This window comes from Halovibrio sp. HP20-59 (assembly GCF_033052795.2).
In the GTDB taxonomy this organism is placed as follows: Bacteria; Pseudomonadota; Gammaproteobacteria; order Pseudomonadales; family Halomonadaceae; genus Vreelandella.
On sequence record NZ_JAWJUW020000004.1, the window covers coordinates 80,621 to 99,565 of the forward strand.

The window sequence follows — 18,945 nt, forward strand, 5'->3', positions numbered from 1 at the left end:
TCTCCTTTAAGCGGCGCTTGCCTTTAAGCGGCATCGGGTAGAAAGCTTGTGCCATCGGCCATGGCCGGAAGCAGGAAAAAGTCGGCCAGGGTTTGGCCAATGTCAGCAAAGGTACCGCGCTCGCCTAGCGGGCCGGGGGTAAAGCCGGGGCCGTGAACCAGAATAGGAATGTACTCGCGAGTGTGCTCGGTGCCGTGCCAGCTGGGGTCGCAGCCGTGATCGGCGGTGAGAATCAGCAGGTCGTCTTCGCTTAGCGCAGCCATTAGCGCTGGTAGCTTGGCGTCAAAGTCTTCCAGTGCGGCGGCGTAGCCCGGCACATCCCGGCGGTGGCCATAGACGGAGTCAAAATCGACAAAGTTGGCCATGATCATGGCGCGCTCGCCTTCGTCGCGTTGGCTGGTGCGCTCGATCTCTCTGAGGGTGGCGTCCATGAGTGCGTCGTGGCCGCTGGCTTTTACCTTGTGGGTAATGCCGCAGTGGGCGTAGATATCGGCGATTTTACCAATCGAGACCACTTCGCCATCGGCATCGGCGAGTTTTTGCAGCACAGTGGGCGAGGGCGGCTCAACGCTGTAGTCGCGGCGGTTGCCGGTGCGGGCGAAGGTGGTGCTGTCTTCGCCGATAAACGGACGCGCAATCACTCGGCCAATGTTATAAGGCTCCAGCAGCTCGCGAACGGTTTCACACAGCTTATAAAGCCGCTCCAGGCCGAAATGCTCTTCGTGGGCGGCAATTTGAAACACCGAATCCGCCGAGGTGTAAACAATCGGCTTGCCGGTGGCTACATGCTCTTCACCCAGGCGGGCGATAATCTCGGTACCCGAGGCGTGACAGTTGCCAATCACCCCATTGAGGTCGGCTTCCTGAACAATGGCGTCGAGCAACTCAAGGGGGAAGCTGTCGGCTTTATCCAGAAAGTAGCCCCATTCAAAGCGTACCGGGACACCGGCAATTTCCCAGTGGCCGGAGGGGGTATCTTTGCCGCTGGAAATTTCTCTGGCGTGGGCGTAAGCGCCTTCCAGACTTTCCGGCAGCGTGACGCCTTCGGCAACGCTACCCGTGGCATCACGGTGAGCGTGAAATAAACCCAGCTTGGCCATATTGGGCAGCTTGAGTGGCCCGGAGCGGTTGGCGTTATCGGCCTCATTACGGGCGCAGGCGGCGGCGATATGACCCAAGGTGTCGGCGCCTTCATCGCCGAAGGCGGCGGCATCCGGGGCGGCGCCAATTCCAAACGAATCGAGGACTATGACAATTGCGCGGCTCATAAGGCTTCTCCACGGAAAGTGTCTTGTAGCAGGGTGTCGGCGCTGGCCGTACCTTCGCCAATCGTAAACGCTGTGCGTAGTTGCTCAGCGGCGCGCTCGGCGGCGGCTTCACTGCGGGCGTGTACCGTCGCAATGGGGCGCTGGCTATCCACGCTCTCGCCGATTTCGACGATATCCGTAAAGCCGACGCTGTGATCAACGCTGGCATCGTTACGCAGGCGACCACCGCCCAGTTCCACCACGCTCATGCCCACCGCGCGGGTATCGATACGCTGGACGACACCCGATTGCTCGGCATACACGGGTTTAATCACGTCGGCTTTGGCCAGATAGTGTTCGGAGCGTTCCATAAAGTCGCTAGGCCCACCCAGCTCGCGCACCATGCGGGCGAATACTTCAGCAGCTGCGCCAGAGGTTAGCGCCTTCTCAAGCTGAGTAAGCGCTTCTTCACGTGAGCCTGCGAGCTTACCGGCAATCAGCATCTCGACTGCCAATTCGCGGGTGACTTGCATCACGCGGCTGTTGGGGCGCTCGCCCCGCAGCAGCGTCAGCGTCTCAACGATTTCAACGGCGTTACCGGCGCAGGGTGCCAGCGGCTGGCTCATGTCGGTGAGCAGGGCCGTCGTGGGCGTACCTGCCTGGGTGGCTACATTGGCGATGCTTTTTGCCAGCTCACGCGATTTTTCCGGCGTGGGCATAAAGGCGCCGCTGCCGACTTTAACGTCCATCACCAGCGCATCCAGTCCGGAGGCCAGCTTCTTGCCTAGAATAGAGGCGGTAATCAGCGGAATCGATTCTACCGTGGCGGTTACGTCACGCACGCCGTAGATACGCTTGTCGGCGGGGGCGAGGTCACCCGTTTGGCCAATAATCGCTACGCCGGTGGATTTCACCACCTCGCGGAAGCGCTCCGGGGCTGGGTAGGGGTCGTAGCCGGGGATCGATTCGAGCTTGTCCAGCGTGCCGCCGGTATGTCCCAGGCCGCGACCGGAGATCATCGGTACAAAGGCGCCGCAGGCGGCGACCCAGGGGCCGAGCACCAGTGAGACCAAATCACCCACGCCGCCGGTGGAGTGTTTATCAACAATCGGCCCGGGCAGGTTCAGGTCGCTCCACTGCATGACGTGGCCGGAGTCGCGGGTAGCGGTGGTCAGCGCCACCACTTCTTCGCGGCTCATGCCGTTGAGAAATACCGCCATGGTGAAGGCGCCAATTTGGGCGTCGCTGATACGGTCGTCGGCAATGCCTTGCACAAACCCTTTGATTTCTTCAGCAGGTAGCGGCTGGTTATCACGCTTAAGGCGAATAAGCTCCTGCGGTAGTAGCGCGTGTTTCATTGCATCGGTAGCCATTAGTAACCTCCGTCAAAGGAAGCCGCGTTAGTGTTGCCGGTTAAGGCTTCCAGCAGATTGCCGAGCAGGCTAGAGGCGCCGAAGCGAAAGTGCGCGGGCGTTGCCCAGCCTGGCCCCATAATGTGGTTGGCAAGGGCCAAGTATTCCGCCGCGTCTTCGGCGGTTTTAACGCCACCTGCCGCTTTAAACCCAACGTCTTGGCCACTGGCTTTTATCGCCTTGAGCATAATCTCGGCGGCTTCCAGCGTAGCGTTAACGGCCACTTTGCCGGTCGAGGTTTTAATAAAGTCCGCGCCGCCTTCAATAGCCAGTTCGCTGGCGCGTTTGATCAGCGCAGGCTCTTTGAGTTCGCCGGACTCAATGATTACTTTGAGCAGCGCTTGACCGGCACAGGCGGCTTTACACATCTCGACTAGCTCAAGGCCGGTTTCCTCGTCGCCCGCCATTAGCGCGCGGTAGGGGAACACCACATCGACTTCATGGGCGCCAGACGCGACTGCATCGCGGGTCTCCCGCGCGGCACCCATAATGTCGTCACCACCATTAGGGAAGTTGGTGACCGTGGCAATCTTAACTTGAGCGTTGAGATTGTGAGCGGTAAGCGCGCGTTGCGCCGTGACGATAAACTGCGGGTAGACGCAAACAGCGGCAGGGGTACCAAAGGGCGTTTTCACCTGCTGACAGAGCGATTCAATAGTGGCATCGGTGTCAGTGTCATTCAGACTCGTCAAATCCATAAGGGTGAGCGCTTGGCGGGCGGCTTGAACAACGTGTGAAGGGGCAGTCGCGGTCATGGCGTTCTCGCAAATCAGTAAAAGAAAAAAAACGGGCACTGCGTAAAAATAGCAGCGCCCGCCGTATTGTGTCGTACGTGTTGCGTTAGGCGGTCGCATTACTCAACGCAATAAAGAAGCCAGCGATAGAGGCCGACATCAGGTTAGAAAGCGTACCGGCCAACACCGCTTTAACGCCAAAGCGGGCAATCTCTTTACGCCGGGTCGGCGCAATGCTGCCCAGGCCACCTAGCAGAATTGCAATGGAGGAAAGGTTAGCAAAGCCACACAGGGCAAAAGAGAGGATTGCCATGGTGTGCGGTGTCATCAGCTGACCCGTCGCAGCCACCACCTGTTCCCCATCAATATAGGGCGCTAGGTTGATGTAGGCGACAAATTCGTTGACCACTAATTTTTGGCCAATGAACGAGCCTGCCAGGGTCGCCTCTTCCCAGGGTACACCCAATAAGAAAGCCAGCGGGGCGAACAGCCAGCCCAGGATCAGTTCCAGACTCAGCGATTCAAAGCCCACCCAGCCGCCAACGCCACCTAAAATGCCGTTGACCAACGCAATCAAGGCGATAAATGCCAGCAGCATGGCGCCGACGTTAGCTGCGAGCATTAAGCCTGATGTCGCACCCGATGCTGCCGCATCCAGCACGTTGGTAGGCTTATCCTCCTGGGCCTCAATCTCTTCCTCGACCTTGGAGACGCTATCGCCGTCGGTGGTATCTTGGGTTTCCGGCATGATCAGTTTGGCAAACAGTAAGCCGCCGGGTGCCGCCATAAAGGAGGCCGCTACCAGGTACTCCATGGGAATGCCCAGCGCGGCGTAGCCCGCCAATACTGAACCCGCTACCGATGCCAGACCACCACACATGACCGCAAACAATTGTGAAGGCGTCATGCGGGCGATAAACGGACGCACCACTAACGGCGCTTCGGTTTGGCCAACGAAAATATTCGCCGTTGCGGAGAGCGATTCGGTCCGCGAGGTGCCCAGCGCTTTCTGCAGAGCGCCACCCAAAATGCGGATCACCCACTGCATGATGCCGATATAGTAAAGCACGGCAATCAGTGACGAGAAGAAGATAATGACCGGCAGTACTTTAATCGCAAACACAAAGCCGACATTATCCACATCGGCTAAGCCGCCGAACAGAAAGCCAATACCGTCGTTGGCATACACCAAAATTTGGCTAACGCCTGAAGAAATGGCCTGTAGCACCGCTTGGCCAAAGGGCACATAAAGTACAAAGGCACCGATGCCCGCTTGAATAGCAAAGGCGCCCAGCACGGTACGTAGCCGAATGGATTTACGGTCGTAAGAGAATATCAAGGCAATGATCACTAGAGTGATCATACCCACCAAGCTCATAAGGAGTGTCATGTGGAGATCCTTCGAGTCCGGGAACCTCTGATTAACTATTACGCTTGCCTATACGGCGTTAAAAATCGCCTCAAAATGCTCATTTACTGCTCGTAAACTCCGCTTTTTCGTTGATTTTTGCCTTGTCTAGCCTGCGCTCATTACGTTAATCAGAGGCTCCTAAAGCGTTTAGAGTAAGTTGAGCTTGACGGAGTAGATCATCGCATTCTGATACTCGTTGGGAGTACCCAACTTATTCTCAGAGTAACGGTACTGAATGCCGGTGGTGATCAAATCGCTTGGATGCCACCACAGGCTCAGCGCACCGTTGGTGCCCACACTGCCTGCTGTGTCATTCACGTAATTCTTATCCAGATACTCGTCATCGCGGCCAAAGGTCTGCTCGTGCCAGTTAGTGACGCTGAAGTTCTGGTCGAAAGCGGTGAAATCATAACCCGCTACCCACCCAGCCATAAAGCCGTTCATGCCCGTGTAGGCGTTACTTTGCACACGCGCGGCACCAATAAAAGGTTTGAACCACAGGCCGTTATCAAACGTTGTGCGGTAGCCCAGGCCCAGAATCTGGTCTTGCTCGCGGCTATCATAACCGTAGTCGCGGAAGTCATAAAGGTGAGCGTAGATCGACAGCGGGCTATCACCCAGGTAAATGTGTGAGGTTACTTTCCCCGCTGTACGAAAGTTGTCTTTACCTCCGCTGGACTCATCAAACTGGTCGTTGGTGGGGTTCTCGAAATCAAAGAAGCCGTAAAACTCGCCCCAGCTGAAGCCTGCACCGCCTTCGATTTCGAGAAACATAAAGTCACCTTTTGGAGCGTTATAGCCAGTCCGCGTCTCGGTGCCGTTTGACCAATCCAGGTAGTTAACTGAAACGTTAGCGAATGACCAGAGTCGATCAAGCGGGTGGGGCTGAGCGCCATCTGCCATCAGCGGCGTGGCAAATGTTGCCCCTAATACGCCAGCGCCAAGCGCGACAAGGGATGCAGTCTGAAGGTGGGTGCGCAAGTGTGTACGAACAGTCATGTGAGCCTCAACAAGGTTGTAGCGGAGCCATTTTGGGTTTGGCTATCCGGGGTTGTCATTATGCAGGCTGGCGTTAATGTTAAAATTATAACATTTAGTGTTATTTTTCTAACGTTGATTTGCAAGTGTTGTCACATCAACGCTGTTTAAATGTACTAGCGCTTCCGTACCTCCCGTTATGTGCGTTAATAGCGGCCGTGAGAGTGGCGTTCTTGTCGCCGTTTGGCCAGTATGGAAACGTCAGTCGTACAATCGCGATCACCGCAATTAGAGGGATTTAACAGGAGATGTCTACCATAAACGGCCGTGGTGCGCTGCGCCTTGCCAAGCTTGAGGAAACGCTTGCCAGTGGCGGGACGCTTCACCTGCGCGATGCGGCGGAGCTTTGCGGTGTTTCAGAGATGACCATCCGCCGCGATCTCTCCACCCAAACCACGGCGATTAGCCTGCTGGGTGGACGTTTAGTGATGGCGAACTATCCTGGCGTCACGCCGATTTACGATTTGACCGAGCAGCAGGCCAGCCACTACCAGGCAAAGTACCGCCTTTGTCAGCGCGCCCTCGCCTTTATTGAAGAGGGCGATACGCTGTTTATTGACTGTGGCTCCACGCTGATTCCCTTGTTGAGCCAGTTGAGCCATTTTCATGAACTGACGGTCGTAACTTACGCGCTTAACGTCGCTAATGCTGTGGCGGCACTGCCCAACGTACGCTTGGTGCTACTTGGCGGGCTGTTTTACGCCGCCTCGCAGTCGTTTAGCAGTGACAGCATGGCTTCCGCTATCGAGCGGTTAGGCATTAATAAAGCGTTGATCTCTGCGGCGGGGGTAGACTTGGAGCGCGGTATTAGCTGTTTTCACTTCCACGAAGTGGCCCCCAAGCAGGCGGCTATTGCCACCGCCATGCAGCGCCTACTTGTTGTTGATGCCAGTAAGTTTGGCGTGGTTCGGCCTGCTTATTTCGCCGCCCTGGACGATTTTGATGTGGTGGTCACCGACGAAGAGGGGGCTCCGCAATTGCTCGTTGGTGATGGTCGCGATCTCCCCGCCGTCACCGTGACGTAACGAATTCTCGACTGCCAATCGTCGTCAATACCTTGGGTGCGGCAATGCGCCACTTCTTTCATGATCTAGATCAATAGAAAATACTTTAGTCTTATCTGGTTTAAAGGCTAAGGCCCGCCGCCGATCCCCATTTGGCAGCGCATATTTTTCCCGGAGCAATAACGCCTAGCGTTATCTGTGCACTGCTAATTTTCGTTTTTAAGTAGGTTATTAGAAGCGTTTATTTCAGAGCATGTTTTGGGAAAAGTATGAGGTGGTAGTTAGCCTGCTATATAGCTTGCTATGTAGCAGGCTGGTTTTTATTGAACATTTCATGAGATCACACCATGCAACGACGCTCACTTTGGCGCAGGCGAGGCACTTTGGTGCTCCTTGTGCTGTGTCTATTTCTAGCAGGCTGTAGTTCCGCGCTGTTAGACCCTAAAGGCCAAATTGGCGCTGAGCAGCGTACGCTGATTCTCACCGCCTTTGGCCTGATGTTGATTGTGGTTATTCCTGTCATTGCCATGACGCTGTTGTTTGGCTGGCGCTATCGGCGCAGCAATAGCAGCGTGGCTAAATATACCCCTGACTGGGCGCACTCAAACGTGATTGAAGCGGTGGTGTGGATTGTGCCCTGCGCGATTATCGCGGTGCTTGCTCTATTGACCTGGAAAACGTCCCACAGCCTTGACCCCCACAAACCGCTGGAAAGCGACGTGGCGGCGATGGAAATCCAAGCGGTGGCACTCGATTGGAAATGGCTGTTTATCTACCCCGAGCAGGGCATCGCCAGCGTTAACGAAGTGGCCTTTCCGGTGGATACGCCCGTGCGCTTTCGGGTGAGTTCCGGCTCAGTGATGAACGCCTTCTTTATCCCTCATCTTGGCAGCCAGATCTACGCCATGGCGGGCATGGATAACGACGTCCATCTGATTGCCGATGAAATTGGCAGTTACCCTGGTCGCTCCACCAACTACAGCGGTGCGGGCTTCTCCGGCATGACCTTTGAAGCCAAGGTGACGACGCCCGATGATTTTGACGCTTGGGTCGAAACGGTGCGCGGCGCCCCACAAACGCTGACCTACCCTGAAGGTTATGAGGCGTTGGCTGAGCCCAGCGAATCGAACCCGGTGGAGTACTTCTCGGCGATTTCGCCCTCGCTGTATGAAAGCATCTTGAAAAGCTTCCATACCGGTGGCGAGCACAATATGAGCGGCGATCACCCGATGAGCAGCGACCATGCTGACTCACACGACGGTGAAAGCGCCCGCGCAGGCGAGCACACGGCCGCATCCGGTCGTGACACCAATCACCAAGCCAGTCAGGATCATGCCGTGCGCAGCCATCCGACTAGCGTTGAAGCGGGAGGTTAAGCCGTGTTTGGAAAACTCACGTTAGAGTCAATTCCCTACCATGAGCCGATTATCATGGTCGTTGCGGCCTTTATGGCCATTGGTGGGATCGCGCTGTTTGGGTTAATCACCTATTACCGTAAGTGGGGCTGGCTGTGGAACGAGTGGTTTACCTCCGTTGACCATAAAAAGCTCGGCATCATGTATTTCATCGTCGCTCTGGTGATGCTGCTACGCGGCTTCTCGGATGCGATTATGATGCGTACCCAGCTGGCCATGGCCGCGGGTGACGCAGCGGGCTATTTACCGCCTGAACACTACGACCAGATCTTTACCGCCCACGGCGTAATTATGATCTTCTTTGTCGCCATGCCCATGGTCATCGGTCTGATGAACCTGGTGGTGCCGTTGCAAATTGGCGCTCGCGACGTTGCTTTCCCTTTCCTCAATAACTTAAGTTTCTGGCTGTTTGCCGTGGCGGCGATATTGGTCAATATCTCGCTGGTGGTGGGCGAGTTCGCTAAAACCGGCTGGCTGGCCTACGCGCCTTTATCGGGGATCGAGTTCAGTCCCGGGGTGGGTGTCGATTACTGGATATGGGCGTTACAGATATCCGGGATAGGGACGACGCTCACCGGTATCAACTTCTTCGTGACCATCATTAAAATGCGCACCAAAGGCATGACCATGTTCCGCATGCCGATCTTCACCTGGACATCGCTGTGCGCCAACGTGTTGATCATCGCCTCGTTCCCGATTTTGACCGCCACGATCGCGTTGCTGACGCTGGACCGTTATTTTGGTATGCACTTCTTTACCAATGATTTTGGCGGCAACATGATGATGTACGTCAATCTCATCTGGGCCTGGGGCCACCCGGAAGTGTATATCCTGATCCTGCCCGCCTTTGGTGTGTTCTCCGAAGTTATCTCAACCTTTGCCCGTAAACGGTTGTTTGGGTACATGACCATGGTATGGGCGACCATCGCGATCACCCTGCTATCGTTTGTCGTTTGGCTGCACCACTTCTTCACCATGGGGGCGGGCGCCAACGTCAATGCCTTCTTCGGCATTATGACCATGATCATCGCCATTCCCACCGGGGTGAAGGTCTTCAACTGGCTGTTCACCATGTTCCGCGGCAGCCTGGAACTGACGTCGCCGGTGCTGTGGACCCTGGGCTTTATTATCACCTTTACCCTGGGCGGTATGACCGGCGTCATGCTGGCGGTGCCCGCGGCCAACTTTGTGCTGCATAACAGCCTGTTCGTGATTGCCCACTTCCACAACGTGATTATCGGCGGTGTGGTGTTTGGCATGATGGCCGGCCTGACGTTCTGGTTCCCCAAAGCGTTCGGCTTCACGCTGAGTGAAAAGTGGGGCAAGCGTTCGTTCTGGTGCTGGTTTATCGGCTTCTACGTTGCCTTTATGCCGCTTTACGTGCTGGCCTTCTTTGGTGCCGTTCGCCGCATGCAGTCCTACGCCAACCCTGAGTGGCAGCCGTGGATGATTCTGGCCTGGGTAGGGGCGGTGATCATTATGCTGGGTATTGCCTGCACCGTTATTCAGTTCTGGGTCAGCATTCGTGACCGCAAACAGAATGAAGACGTGACCGGCGACCCCTGGGACGGCCGTACCCTGGAGTGGTCAACCTCTTCACCTGCGCCGTTCTATAACTTTGCGCGCCTGCCCGAAGTGGGTGATATCGACAGTTTCTGGACGCAAAAACAGCGTAGCGAGGAGCAGTTGGAGCAAGCCCCTTATACCGATATTCATATGCCGCGTAACACCGTGGCCGGGCCAGTTATCAGTTTCTTTGCGCTGGTCATCGGCTTTGCGCTGGTATGGCATATCTGGTGGTTAGCCGGCGTCGGTGCCGTGGGTGTGTTTGTCAGCTTTATGGCACGGGTGTTTAACGACGATATCGATTACTACGTTCCCGCCGCCGAAGTTGAGCGCATCGAACGTGAGCATCAACTCAAATGTGAACAAAAACTAGGCGTGGAGGCGCAAGCGTAATGGCAACGGATACGTTACATCACGGCGCATCAAACGAGCTCCATGAGCATCATGATGCCACGGGCACGAAACTGTTTGGTTTTTGGGTTTACTTAATGAGCGATTTGGTGATCTTCGGGTCACTCTTCGCCACCTACGCCGTGCTGATGAAAGGCACGGCGGCAGGCCCAACCGCAGCCGAGATTTTTGAGCTACCGTTCGTATTGGTCGAAACCTTCCTGCTGCTGTTCAGTAGCTTTACCTTCGGCATGGGCGTGTTGGCGATGAACGCCGAACGCCTTGGTCAGGTAAAAGCGTGGCTCGCCGTAACTTTCCTGCTGGGCGCGGCGTTCGTCGGTATGGAGATCTACGAATTCCAGCACCTGATTCATGAGGGCTATGGGCCGGATAAAAGCGCCTTTCTGTCGTCTTTCTTCACTCTGGTGGGTACCCACGGCCTACACGTGACCTTTGGTTTGATCTGGATTCTGGTGATGCTGGTACAGCTATACACCAAAGGGTTGAATGATATGACCCGGCCGAGGATTTTGTGCCTAAGCCTGTTCTGGCATTTCCTCGATATTGTCTGGATCTGTGTCTTCTCATTCGTCTATCTGATGGGAGTGCTTTGAGATGAGTCATTCTTCGTCTAGTTCACCCAATGCCCATGGCAGCGTTAAGTCGTATGTGACAGGACTGGTATTGTCGCTGATACTGACCATCATCCCCTTTGCGGTAGTGATGAGTGGTGCGCTAAGCACACTGGTTACCGTGATGGTGGTGGTAGTGACTGCCGTGCTGCAGATACTGGTGCAGTTAGGTATGTTTATGCATATGAGTACAAAAGCAGACGAAGGCTGGAACATGATGTCCTTCGTCTTCACACTGACGATACTCGTCTTAGTGGTAGGAGGCTCGCTGTGGATCATGCAGCATCTGCATCTCAACATGATGATCGGCTGATTTCAGCACCTAGCCGCTGGCGGGATCTGCTTGAGCTGACCAAACCCGGCATTATCGGGGGTAACCTGATTGCTACTCTAGGCGGCTATTTTCTGGCCGCTCAGGGGCAGTTCGAGTGGCTCAGCTTTGTCTCAGTCATGGTGGGGATCGCGTTAATCATCGCGTCGGGCTGTGCGTGTAACAACGTCATTGACCGCGATATTGATGCATTGATGGCGCGTACGCGCCATCGCCCCCTGGTAAGAGGCAGCATTTCCATCACCCAAGCGCTGGGCGTTTCGGCGCTGCTGGGCGTGTCGGGGGTGGTGTGTCTAGCGCTGGGCACTAATGGGTTAACCGTTGCCTTGGCAGTCATTGGCTGGGGCGTGTATGTGGGGCTTTATAGCCTCTATATGAAGCGCCGCTCAGAGTACGGCACCTTGGTAGGTAGCCTTTCCGGCGCCATGCCGCCGGTGGTGGGCTACTGCGCAGTCACGGGGCAGTTCGACAGCGGTGCCATTATGCTGCTGGTGATTTTCTGCCTGTGGCAGATGCCGCACTCCTATGCCATCGCGATCTTCCGCTACGCGGATTATCAAAGGGCATCGATCCCGGTGCTGCCGGTGGTGCGTGGGGTCAAAATGGCGAAACACCATATCCTTGGCTACATCGTGGCGTTTATTCCCGCCTCGCTGGCGCTAGGGCTAGCCAGCCAGGCGGGCGCGGGGTATCTGTGTGTGGCGCTGGTAATGGGCGGCTACTGGCTCTACTTGGCGCTGCGCGGCTACCGCTTAGACGACGATGTGCGCTGGGCCAAAAAGGTGTTTGGCGTCTCTATTCTTACCATCACCGCGATGAGTTTAGTCATGGTGTTGGAAGCCATGGTGCCGATGCTGGTTTAACCCTCACATATCGGTAAGCCGTTAATAAAACGCCCCAAGCAGTTATCTGCTTGGGGCGTTTTTATTGGCTAGGGTAAGTGTCTGTAACTCAGCTTTCCCGCTGGCTGGCCTGAATCGCGGTTAGCGCAATGGTGTAAACGATATCGTCGACCAGTGCGCCGCGGGAAAGGTCGTTCACTGGCTTGTTCAACCCTTGCAGCATGGGGCCAACGCTTACCACGCGGGCGCTACGCTGCACCGCTTTGTAGGTGGTATTGCCGGTGTTGAGGTCGGGGAACACAAACACGGTGGCTTTACCTGCCACCGGCGAGTCGGGGGCTTTCTGTTTGCCTACGCTCTCGATAGCGGCAGCGTCGTACTGCAACGGGCCGTCGATGGCCAGGTGCGGCGCGCGTTCTTTCGCAATGCGGGTAGCTTCACGGACTTTATCTACATCCGCGCCGGTGCCAGAGTCGCCGGTGGAGTAGCTGATCATGGCTACTCTGGGCTCGATACCGAAGGCTTCAGCGGAGCGGGCGCTTTGCAGGGCGATCTCGGCCAGGGTTTCGGCATCCGGGTCGGGATTCACCGCGCAGTCGCCGTAGACCACCACCTGCTCGGGCAGCAGCATAAAGAAGATCGACGAGACTTGGTTATACTCCGGCGCGGTTTTAATCAACTGAAAGGCGGGCCGCACGGTGTTAGCCGTGGTATGTATGGCGCCGGAGACCAGTCCATCGACTTCATCCAGCTGGAGCATCATGGTGCCGAGTACCACGTTATCTCGTAGCTGTTCTTCGGCGGTGAGTTCGTTGAGCTTGCCGCGGCGCCGCTCGACCATCGGGCCAATATAGTTCGCACGGGTGCTTTCAGGGTCAATAATCGTCAGTGAATCGGGCAGCGTCAGACCACGGTTGCGCGCCACGTTTTTGATCTCGTCGCGTTTGCCTAGCAGCACGCAGTCCGCAATGCCACGGCGTTGGCAGATAATCGCGGCTTCGACGGTGCGCGGCTCATCTCCTTCCGGTAGTACCACGCGTTTTTTAGCCTGCTGGGCGAGTTTGACCAGCTGGTGGCGAAACGCCGAAGGCGAAAGGCGACGAGTGTAGCCACTGCTTAGGTGGGCTTTTAGCCACTCAAGATCGATATGGGCTGCAACGTAGCGTGCAACCTGTTCGGCGCGCTCGAAGTCGTCCATGGGGATTTCGCTGCTTAACTGGCTGAGGTGCTGCGCTGTGGTCAGGCTGTCGGTCTCTACTGCCAATACCGGTAGGCCCGTTTTGAGCGCGGGGCGGCACATTTCAATCATGCTGTCGTTAGGCATAAAGCCGTTGGTCAGTAGTACGCCCGCTAGCTGAATACCGTTCATGGTCGCCAGCGCCGAGGCCAGCACCACATCGTCGCGGTCGCCAGAAGCGACGATTAAACTTCCGGGTTTAAAAATATGCAGCGCGTTGGCAGCGCTACGGGCGCAGAGACTGGTGGAGAGCACCCGGCGGCTGATTGCCTCACCTTCGTTCAATAATTTGGCGTTAAGCGCTCGGGCCACATCTAAGGTGCGCGGCGCGCTAAGGGTTTTGCTATAAGGCACCACGCCGATCAGGTGGAACTTGTCCGTGGCAAGCGACGGCGAGTATTGCCGTAGCTCGGCGAGCAGCGACTCTTCAAGCTGGGGTTTGATGGTGCCCGGCGCGGCAGAAAGGTCATCTTCCTGGCCGTAGGATAGATGTTTCATGCGCATCAAAATGCCGCCCAGGGTGCGCTTGGAGCTAACACCGCCAAAGCTGCGGGCGTGCATATCAAGCTGTTCGGCCAGCGCCTGGGGTTCGTTTAGGTCACCGGTACCGACAAGAATAATCCGCGCATTTAGCGCGTTGGCCAGCTGGGCGTTGGTTTGGGTGGCGTAGTTGGTGTGTTGGGTGGGCACCACGCCCTCTACCACGACCAGGTCTAAGGTGCTGCCATCGCGATGAGCCTGCTGGACGACCTGTTCATAGAGCTCGACGGCATTTTCCATTAGCTCATCGGTTTGGTTCTCGCGTAGCAAGCGCTCAAGACGTGCCTGGGAAATCGGCGACGGCGGGCGCTGATTTAGTGCTCGGGAAACCAACGCGGTGGATCGATCCAGGCCTGGGCCGTTGAGCTCGTTCTGCATAAACGGCTTCAAAAAACCGGCTTTTAGACCGATGGTGTCCAGTGCTTGAATTAACCCCAGACAGGCGGAGGTAAGCCCCACACCCTGGCTGGTGGGCACTAATAGAATCGCTTGCGGCTGATCGGTATGAGTCATACACGTGCCTCTAGGCAGTGGCGGGTTTCCATGGCAATGCGGCCCTCTTCATCGGTAGGAATCACCCACACCTGGGGGCCTTGATGAGCGGCGCTATCCAGCTTCCCCTCTTTGCCGCGGATAGTCGCTTCGTTAGCGGCGTTATCCAGCGCAAAGCCGAAGTGGGGCAATAGGGCGAGCACACGGCGACGCACAATCGGCGAGTTTTCGCCGATGCCGCCTGTGAAAATAATCCCATCAAGCTGCGGCAGTGCGCAGGAGAGCCCCGCCAGCGATTTAGCGATCCGGTAGCAGAAGACCTCTACCGCCAGCTGTGCGGTGGTGCGGCCTTGTTCAGCGGCCTCCTCAATTTCGCGCATGTCGTTGGTTAAGCCGGAAAGCCCCAGTAGGCCGCTCTCTTTATTGAGCACGTCGTCGATTTTGTCTAACGACCAGCCCAGTTGGCGGTGCAAGTGGGCGTGCAGGCCGGGGTCAACGTCGCCACTGCGGGTGCCCATCACCAAGCCTTCCAGTGGGGTCAGGCCCATGCTGGTATCCTGGCTTTGATTGTTCCACACCGCGCTGGCGGAGCAGCCATTGCCCAAGTGGGCGGTTAACCAGCCGCCTGTGCCACGGTTACTCAGTTCGCCCGCCCGCTGGCTAACGTAAGCGTGGCTGGTGCCGTGAAAGCCATAGCGGCGAATGCCATGCTCAGCGTAAAGGCTTTCAGGCAGGGCGTAACGGTAAGCACGCGGCGGCATGGTTTGGTGGAAAGCGGTATCAAACACCGCTACTTGCGGTAGCTCAGGAAAGACGTTTTGGGTCGCCGCAATGCCGGCCAAATTCGCTGGGTTATGCAGGGGGGCAAGCGCGGCGGTGGTTTGGATAGCCGCAATGACGCTAGCGTCGATGAGTGCAGCTTGGGTGAAGTGCTCGCCGCCATGCACGATGCGATGGCCCACCGCCGCTGGTAATCGGCCCTCCATGCGCTCAAGTATGGCATTCAATGCTTGGGTATGGTCAGCACCGGAAAGTGGCTGAGTAAAACGGTCACCGGCGCTGTTTTTGCCCTTAAGGCGTGCGTCCTCACTACCCAAGCGTTCCGCTATGCCCTCAAGGCGTGGTGTCTGGGGGTCGGAATCAATCAACGCGTATTTAATAGAGGAGGAACCGCAGTTAATGACCAGCACCGGTGCGTTCATAAAAACCTTTTCGCTAGGAGGTTATTGAGCAAAGGGTTAGTCTTTAGTTTAACATGTTGCAGTGCGCAAAAGCAGCGCCTGGATTTCGTTAGCCTTCTACGTAAAAGCTAGGCATTCTAGGCGATTGATCGAAAAATGCCCGCAGCACCTTACCCTGTTTACTCCCTTAATGAGCCGTTTTGTTCTTATGTCAGCGTCCCCTTTGCCAAAACTTTTACCGCGCCATTTAGCCATTCTATTAATGATGTGCGTGGCGACGATGTTTGCTGCCAACCATGTTTCTGCGCGGCTGGCGTTTGATAACGGCACCGGGCTGTTGCTGGCGGTATTAACCCGTTCAGGCGTTGCTTGCCTGATTTTGCTGACGCTGGTCATTGTTCAGAAGAAACGCTTATGGCTGCCAGGGGGTACCTGGCCGTGGCAACTCGCCGTGGGGCTGCTGATCACAATCCAGAGCATCAGCCTCTATTCGGCCGTGGCGAGATTACCGGTGGTGATTGCGCTGCTATTGGTCAATACCTTTCCTATTCAGCTGGCGCTGCTCAGTTGGGCGCTGGGTGGTCCGCGCCCAACGCTGCGTAGCTGCCTGATTATGGGCACTATTTTAATTGGTTTATTGGTGGTGCTGGATATTCCTGCGTGGATTGCCAGCGCCGATGACATGGGGCCAGGGTGGATCGCCGGGATTGGCTTTGGGCTAACCGCTGCGTTTGCGTTCGCCTGTGCGCTGTGGGTCACCGAGCACCGTTTAGCTGGCGTGGGTAGCACCCTGCGCAGCCTGCTCACCATGCAAACGGTGTTTATCATGATGATTATCGGCGGCATCGCTGGTGTGGTGCCAGGCGGCATGAGCCTGCCCGATAACAGCTCTGGCTGGTTGGGGCTGGCGATGCTCGGGCTGTTGTATGGCTCGGCGTTTTCGACGCTGTTTATTTTTGTGCCGCGACTCGATATGGCGCGCAACGCCCCGGTGATGAATATCGAGCCGGTGGCTTCCCTGGTGCTGGGTTACTTTGTGTTGGGCCAAATGCTCAGTCCCGTACAGCTGGTAGGAGGGGCCGTGGTTGTCGGTGGAATAATGGTGCTCAGCTTATCGAAGGGGCGGTAAATCGTTACATCAGATTTATACGTCATAAAGCCCCGTAGCCAATAGGTTACGGGGCTTTTTAGTGTCGACCGTTTTGATATCAACATTGTTAGCAAGCTAATTAGTTGTTAGACTAACGTCTCTTATGCCATCCCCGACACGATGCGCACCCGTTGAGAGGTGCTTGCCAGGTTTTCTAACTGGTGGCTAACAAGTGAGCCCTGCATGACCCCTGATCAAACATTTGCCCGCTGGGTGAAGGTGGCGATGGCTGCCTTTGTATTGCTGTTTATTTACTTCTTACTTGCCGACAGTTTTATGCCCATGACGCCTGAGGCTAGGGTAATTCGGCCGGTAACGCGGATTGCGCCGGAACTGAGCGGCCCGGTAAGCGACGTCTTAGCAAGCGATCACCAGCGCGTCGCAAAAGGTGATGTGCTGTTTCAGATCGACCCCACGCCGTTTCAGTTAGCCGTTGAGCGGGCGGAGCTTAATCGCGAACAGGCCGAGCGTGAGAATGCCCAGTTGGAAGCAGAGCTAACCTCTGCGCAAGCGGAGTTGGCGTCTGCTGAAGCGACGGCTGCGGAGCGTGGGGGAGAACTGCAGCGCGCGGAAACCCTTGTTGCGCAGCAGAGCGTATCGCGCCAGCAGTACGAACAGCAGGTGGCTGCTGCGCACACCGCCCAGGCCAGCGTGGCGGCGGCCAGGGCAAAGATTGTTAGCCTGAAAGTACAGTTAGGTGACGCTGGTAAAGCTAATCTGCGTTTACGCCAAGCGAGCAATGCGCTCTCCCAGACCCAGTTGGATCTTGCTCACACCCAAGTGCGCGCCGCGCAAGCCGGGCGTGTAACCAACCTGCAACTAGACATTGGTGACTACGTTCAAGCGGGTCAGCCAGCCGTCGCGGTGGTGGCTGAAGAGATAGATATCATTGCCGATTTTCGTGAAAAGAGCCTCCGCCATGCGACACCGGGCGACCCGGCACACGTGATATTCGATGCATGGCCAGGCCGGGTATTTGACGCTGAACTGGTCGCCATGGATGCCGGTGTGCGGGAAGGGCAACTGAGCGCCGACGGGCAGCTGGCCGATATTGCGACGACCGACCGCTGGGTGCGCGATGCTCAGCGCATGCGAGTGCACATCGCGCTAACCGAGCCAATCGCTAGTTCTTTGCCTAGCGGGGCACGCGCCACGGTGCAGCTCCAGCCAAGTAGTTTTATGCTAGCGAAGCCCTTTGTATGGTTGCAGTCGCATCTGATCAGCTGGCTGCATTATGTTTATTAAAAGTGGCTGGGGTAAACGCGAGATGTCTGGAGCGCGGAGTGCCTCACGCCCAGGGTTAACCCAAAACGGCCTGCGGCAATGCCTGCGCGTGGCGGGCGGCGGCATGCTGGGCTTTGTGGTCAGCCAGCTTATGGATTGGAATTACGGGGTATTCTTTACCGTTTTTCCCATGTTCCTGCTGGGCATGGTGCCCATCTTGAATGGCAGCATTATTCGCCAGTTTTTAACCAATGTTTCGTTTAACGTGCTTGAAGTGACCCTGGTAGTGGGGTTGCTCAAACATATGCCGGTGGTCATGACGCTGGTAGTGCTGGGTATGTTTTTGTTTCGATTTAACCTGATGGCGAAAGGGACACTGTTTCTGTTTGGTGCCAACGGCGTGCTGACGCTCAGTATTTTGCTTCACTTTGCCAGCTACCCCAGTGTGGACTTGAGCGATCTATTAGCCTGTAATCTCGTCGCCAGCTTACTGGCGGTGTTTATTGCTATGCTGATGCATACACTGTTTCCCGACGTGGAAGCGCGTAAGCCGCCGCCCCGCGCCGCAAAGCCTGCCGCGCAAATTCGCCATGAAACGCTAATCGGCGGATTAACCGCCACGCTATCCTTCGTCGTTTTTCAGGTGTTTGATTTGCAGGGCTCGCTTTCAGCGCAAATGGCATCCGTCTTAGTGCTGTTTGCCTTGGGGTATCCTGGCGCGCAGGCATCTGCCGCTAAGCGGGCGGTGGGAACGCTGCTAGGGTGTAACTTAGCGCTACTGATGCAGTTACTGCTTTACACGCAAAGCCATCACTTCCTGCTGGTAATTTTGCTCTACTGGCTGGGGTTGATGCTCTTCGCCCGGGAGCATATTCACGAAGGTGTTGGCTCAGGAATCGGTTTTGGCGGGTTAACCACCTTAGGAATTCTGTTTGGCCAATCACTAGGCCCCCAGCAAGATTTAGTTTATAGCGCGCTGTATCGGTTCTCCTCGATGAGTGTGGCGCTGGTGCTCACGCTACTCGTCATGGCTTGCCTACATTCTGTCTTAAACCGCTGGGCGCCAACCCGCCTGCTAAATATAAAATTAAGCTAAAAG

16 protein-coding genes are annotated in these 18,945 nt (G+C 56.2%); 9 read left to right on the forward strand and 7 right to left on the reverse strand.

Translation table 11 applies throughout. The features are described 5' to 3' along the window. Window positions 1-23: 23 nt before the first annotated feature. The 5 genes from RZA33_RS06010 to RZA33_RS06030 all read right to left on the reverse strand — a co-directional run bounded on the left by RZA33_RS06010 (window position 24) and on the right by RZA33_RS06030 (window position 5,803). Window positions 24-1,268, reverse strand: coding sequence for a phosphopentomutase (locus RZA33_RS06010; RefSeq protein WP_317506951.1), 1,245 nt, complete (start codon window positions 1,266-1,268; stop codon window positions 24-26). Beyond that, on the reverse strand, window positions 1,265-2,620 hold the full coding sequence (gene deoA / locus RZA33_RS06015; RefSeq protein ID WP_317506952.1) for a thymidine phosphorylase: 1,356 nt from the start codon (window positions 2,618-2,620) through the stop codon (window positions 1,265-1,267). The genes RZA33_RS06010 and deoA overlap by 4 nt, the downstream gene beginning before the upstream one ends. After that, window positions 2,620-3,414, reverse strand: coding sequence for a deoxyribose-phosphate aldolase (deoC, locus tag RZA33_RS06020; protein ID WP_317506953.1), 795 nt, complete (start codon window positions 3,412-3,414; stop codon window positions 2,620-2,622). Before deoC ends, deoA begins: the two co-directional genes overlap by 1 nt. Before the next feature lie 85 nt (window positions 3,415-3,499). Continuing rightward, the gene (locus RZA33_RS06025; protein WP_317506954.1) at window positions 3,500-4,783 is read right to left on the reverse strand and encodes a NupC/NupG family nucleoside CNT transporter; all 1,284 of its coding nucleotides are present in this window, start codon (window positions 4,781-4,783) and stop codon (window positions 3,500-3,502) included. 168 nt (window positions 4,784-4,951) lie between these two features. Further along, window positions 4,952-5,803, reverse strand: a complete 852-nt coding sequence (locus RZA33_RS06030; protein WP_317506955.1) for an outer membrane protein OmpK — start codon at window positions 5,801-5,803, stop codon at window positions 4,952-4,954. 296 nt (window positions 5,804-6,099) lie between these two features. Between RZA33_RS06030 and RZA33_RS06035 the strand changes: the two genes are divergently transcribed. The 6 genes from RZA33_RS06035 to cyoE all read left to right on the forward strand — a co-directional run bounded on the left by RZA33_RS06035 (window position 6,100) and on the right by cyoE (window position 12,043). Then, window positions 6,100-6,867, forward strand: a complete 768-nt coding sequence (locus RZA33_RS06035; RefSeq protein ID WP_317507169.1) for a DeoR/GlpR family DNA-binding transcription regulator — start codon at window positions 6,100-6,102, stop codon at window positions 6,865-6,867. 326 nt (window positions 6,868-7,193) lie between these two features. Continuing rightward, complete coding sequence (gene cyoA / locus RZA33_RS06040) at window positions 7,194-8,222, forward strand: ubiquinol oxidase subunit II (protein WP_317506956.1); 1,029 nt, start codon at window positions 7,194-7,196, stop codon at window positions 8,220-8,222. 3 nt (window positions 8,223-8,225) lie between these two features. After that, a complete protein-coding gene (gene cyoB, locus RZA33_RS06045) occupies window positions 8,226-10,220 on the forward strand; it encodes a cytochrome o ubiquinol oxidase subunit I (RefSeq protein ID WP_317506957.1) in 1,995 nt (664 codons plus the stop codon). Beyond that, entirely contained in the window at window positions 10,220-10,831 is a 612-nt protein-coding gene (gene cyoC / locus RZA33_RS06050; protein WP_317506958.1) for a cytochrome o ubiquinol oxidase subunit III, read from the forward strand. The genes cyoB and cyoC overlap by 1 nt, the downstream gene beginning before the upstream one ends. A gap of 1 nt (window position 10,832) precedes the next feature. Continuing rightward, complete coding sequence (gene cyoD, locus RZA33_RS06055; RefSeq protein ID WP_317506959.1) at window positions 10,833-11,162, forward strand: cytochrome o ubiquinol oxidase subunit IV; 330 nt, start codon at window positions 10,833-10,835, stop codon at window positions 11,160-11,162. Continuing rightward, window positions 11,120-12,043: a heme o synthase gene (gene cyoE, locus RZA33_RS06060; protein ID WP_317506960.1), complete on the forward strand. Its 924-nt coding sequence runs from the start codon at window positions 11,120-11,122 to the stop codon at window positions 12,041-12,043. The genes cyoD and cyoE overlap by 43 nt, the downstream gene beginning before the upstream one ends. 88 nt (window positions 12,044-12,131) lie before the next feature. Here the strand turns inward: cyoE and pta are convergent, their stop codons facing one another. Together pta and RZA33_RS06070 are read right to left on the reverse strand one after the other, a co-directional pair. Further along, a complete protein-coding gene (pta, locus tag RZA33_RS06065) occupies window positions 12,132-14,312 on the reverse strand; it encodes a phosphate acetyltransferase (RefSeq protein WP_317506961.1) in 2,181 nt (726 codons plus the stop codon). Continuing rightward, window positions 14,309-15,493, reverse strand: a complete 1,185-nt coding sequence (locus tag RZA33_RS06070) for an acetate kinase (protein ID WP_317506962.1) — start codon at window positions 15,491-15,493, stop codon at window positions 14,309-14,311. The genes pta and RZA33_RS06070 overlap by 4 nt, the downstream gene beginning before the upstream one ends. A gap of 187 nt (window positions 15,494-15,680) precedes the next feature. Here RZA33_RS06070 and RZA33_RS06075 point away from each other — a divergent pair, with 187 nt between their 5' ends. The 3 genes from RZA33_RS06075 to RZA33_RS06085 all read left to right on the forward strand — a co-directional run bounded on the left by RZA33_RS06075 (window position 15,681) and on the right by RZA33_RS06085 (window position 18,942). After that, a complete protein-coding gene (locus tag RZA33_RS06075) occupies window positions 15,681-16,601 on the forward strand; it encodes a DMT family transporter (protein ID WP_317506963.1) in 921 nt (306 codons plus the stop codon). Window positions 16,602-16,805: 204 nt separating this feature from the next. Further along, entirely contained in the window at window positions 16,806-17,867 is a 1,062-nt protein-coding gene (locus RZA33_RS06080; RefSeq protein WP_317506964.1) for an HlyD family secretion protein, read from the forward strand. Further along, window positions 17,857-18,942, forward strand: coding sequence for a DUF2955 domain-containing protein (locus RZA33_RS06085; protein WP_416337850.1), 1,086 nt, complete (start codon window positions 17,857-17,859; stop codon window positions 18,940-18,942). Before RZA33_RS06080 ends, RZA33_RS06085 begins: the two co-directional genes overlap by 11 nt. The last annotated feature ends 3 nt before the right edge of the window (window positions 18,943-18,945 follow it).

Excerpts from the sequence above, each read along its gene's own strand:
- deoC (WP_317506953.1), bottom strand. The coding sequence starts at position 3,414 with ATGACCGCGACTGCCCCTTCACACGTTGTTCAAGCCGCCCGCCAAGCG.
- RZA33_RS06030 (WP_317506955.1), bottom strand. The coding sequence starts at position 5,803 with ATGACTGTTCGTACACACTTGCGCACCCACCTTCAGACTGCATCCCTT.
- RZA33_RS06080 (WP_317506964.1), top strand. The coding sequence starts at position 16,806 with ATGACCCCTGATCAAACATTTGCCCGCTGGGTGAAGGTGGCGATGGCT.
- deoA (WP_317506952.1), bottom strand. The coding sequence starts at position 2,620 with ATGGCTACCGATGCAATGAAACACGCGCTACTACCGCAGGAGCTTATT.
- cyoC (WP_317506958.1), top strand. The coding sequence starts at position 10,220 with ATGGCAACGGATACGTTACATCACGGCGCATCAAACGAGCTCCATGAG.
- RZA33_RS06025 (WP_317506954.1), bottom strand. The coding sequence starts at position 4,783 with ATGACACTCCTTATGAGCTTGGTGGGTATGATCACTCTAGTGATCATT.
- cyoA (WP_317506956.1), top strand. The coding sequence starts at position 7,194 with ATGCAACGACGCTCACTTTGGCGCAGGCGAGGCACTTTGGTGCTCCTT.
- pta (WP_317506961.1), bottom strand. The coding sequence starts at position 14,312 with ATGACTCATACCGATCAGCCGCAAGCGATTCTATTAGTGCCCACCAGC.
- cyoD (WP_317506959.1), top strand. The coding sequence starts at position 10,833 with ATGAGTCATTCTTCGTCTAGTTCACCCAATGCCCATGGCAGCGTTAAG.
- RZA33_RS06010 (WP_317506951.1), bottom strand. The coding sequence starts at position 1,268 with ATGAGCCGCGCAATTGTCATAGTCCTCGATTCGTTTGGAATTGGCGCC.
- RZA33_RS06085 (WP_416337850.1), top strand. The coding sequence starts at position 17,857 with ATGTTTATTAAAAGTGGCTGGGGTAAACGCGAGATGTCTGGAGCGCGG.
- RZA33_RS06075 (WP_317506963.1), top strand. The coding sequence starts at position 15,681 with ATGTCAGCGTCCCCTTTGCCAAAACTTTTACCGCGCCATTTAGCCATT.
- RZA33_RS06070 (WP_317506962.1), bottom strand. The coding sequence starts at position 15,493 with ATGAACGCACCGGTGCTGGTCATTAACTGCGGTTCCTCCTCTATTAAA.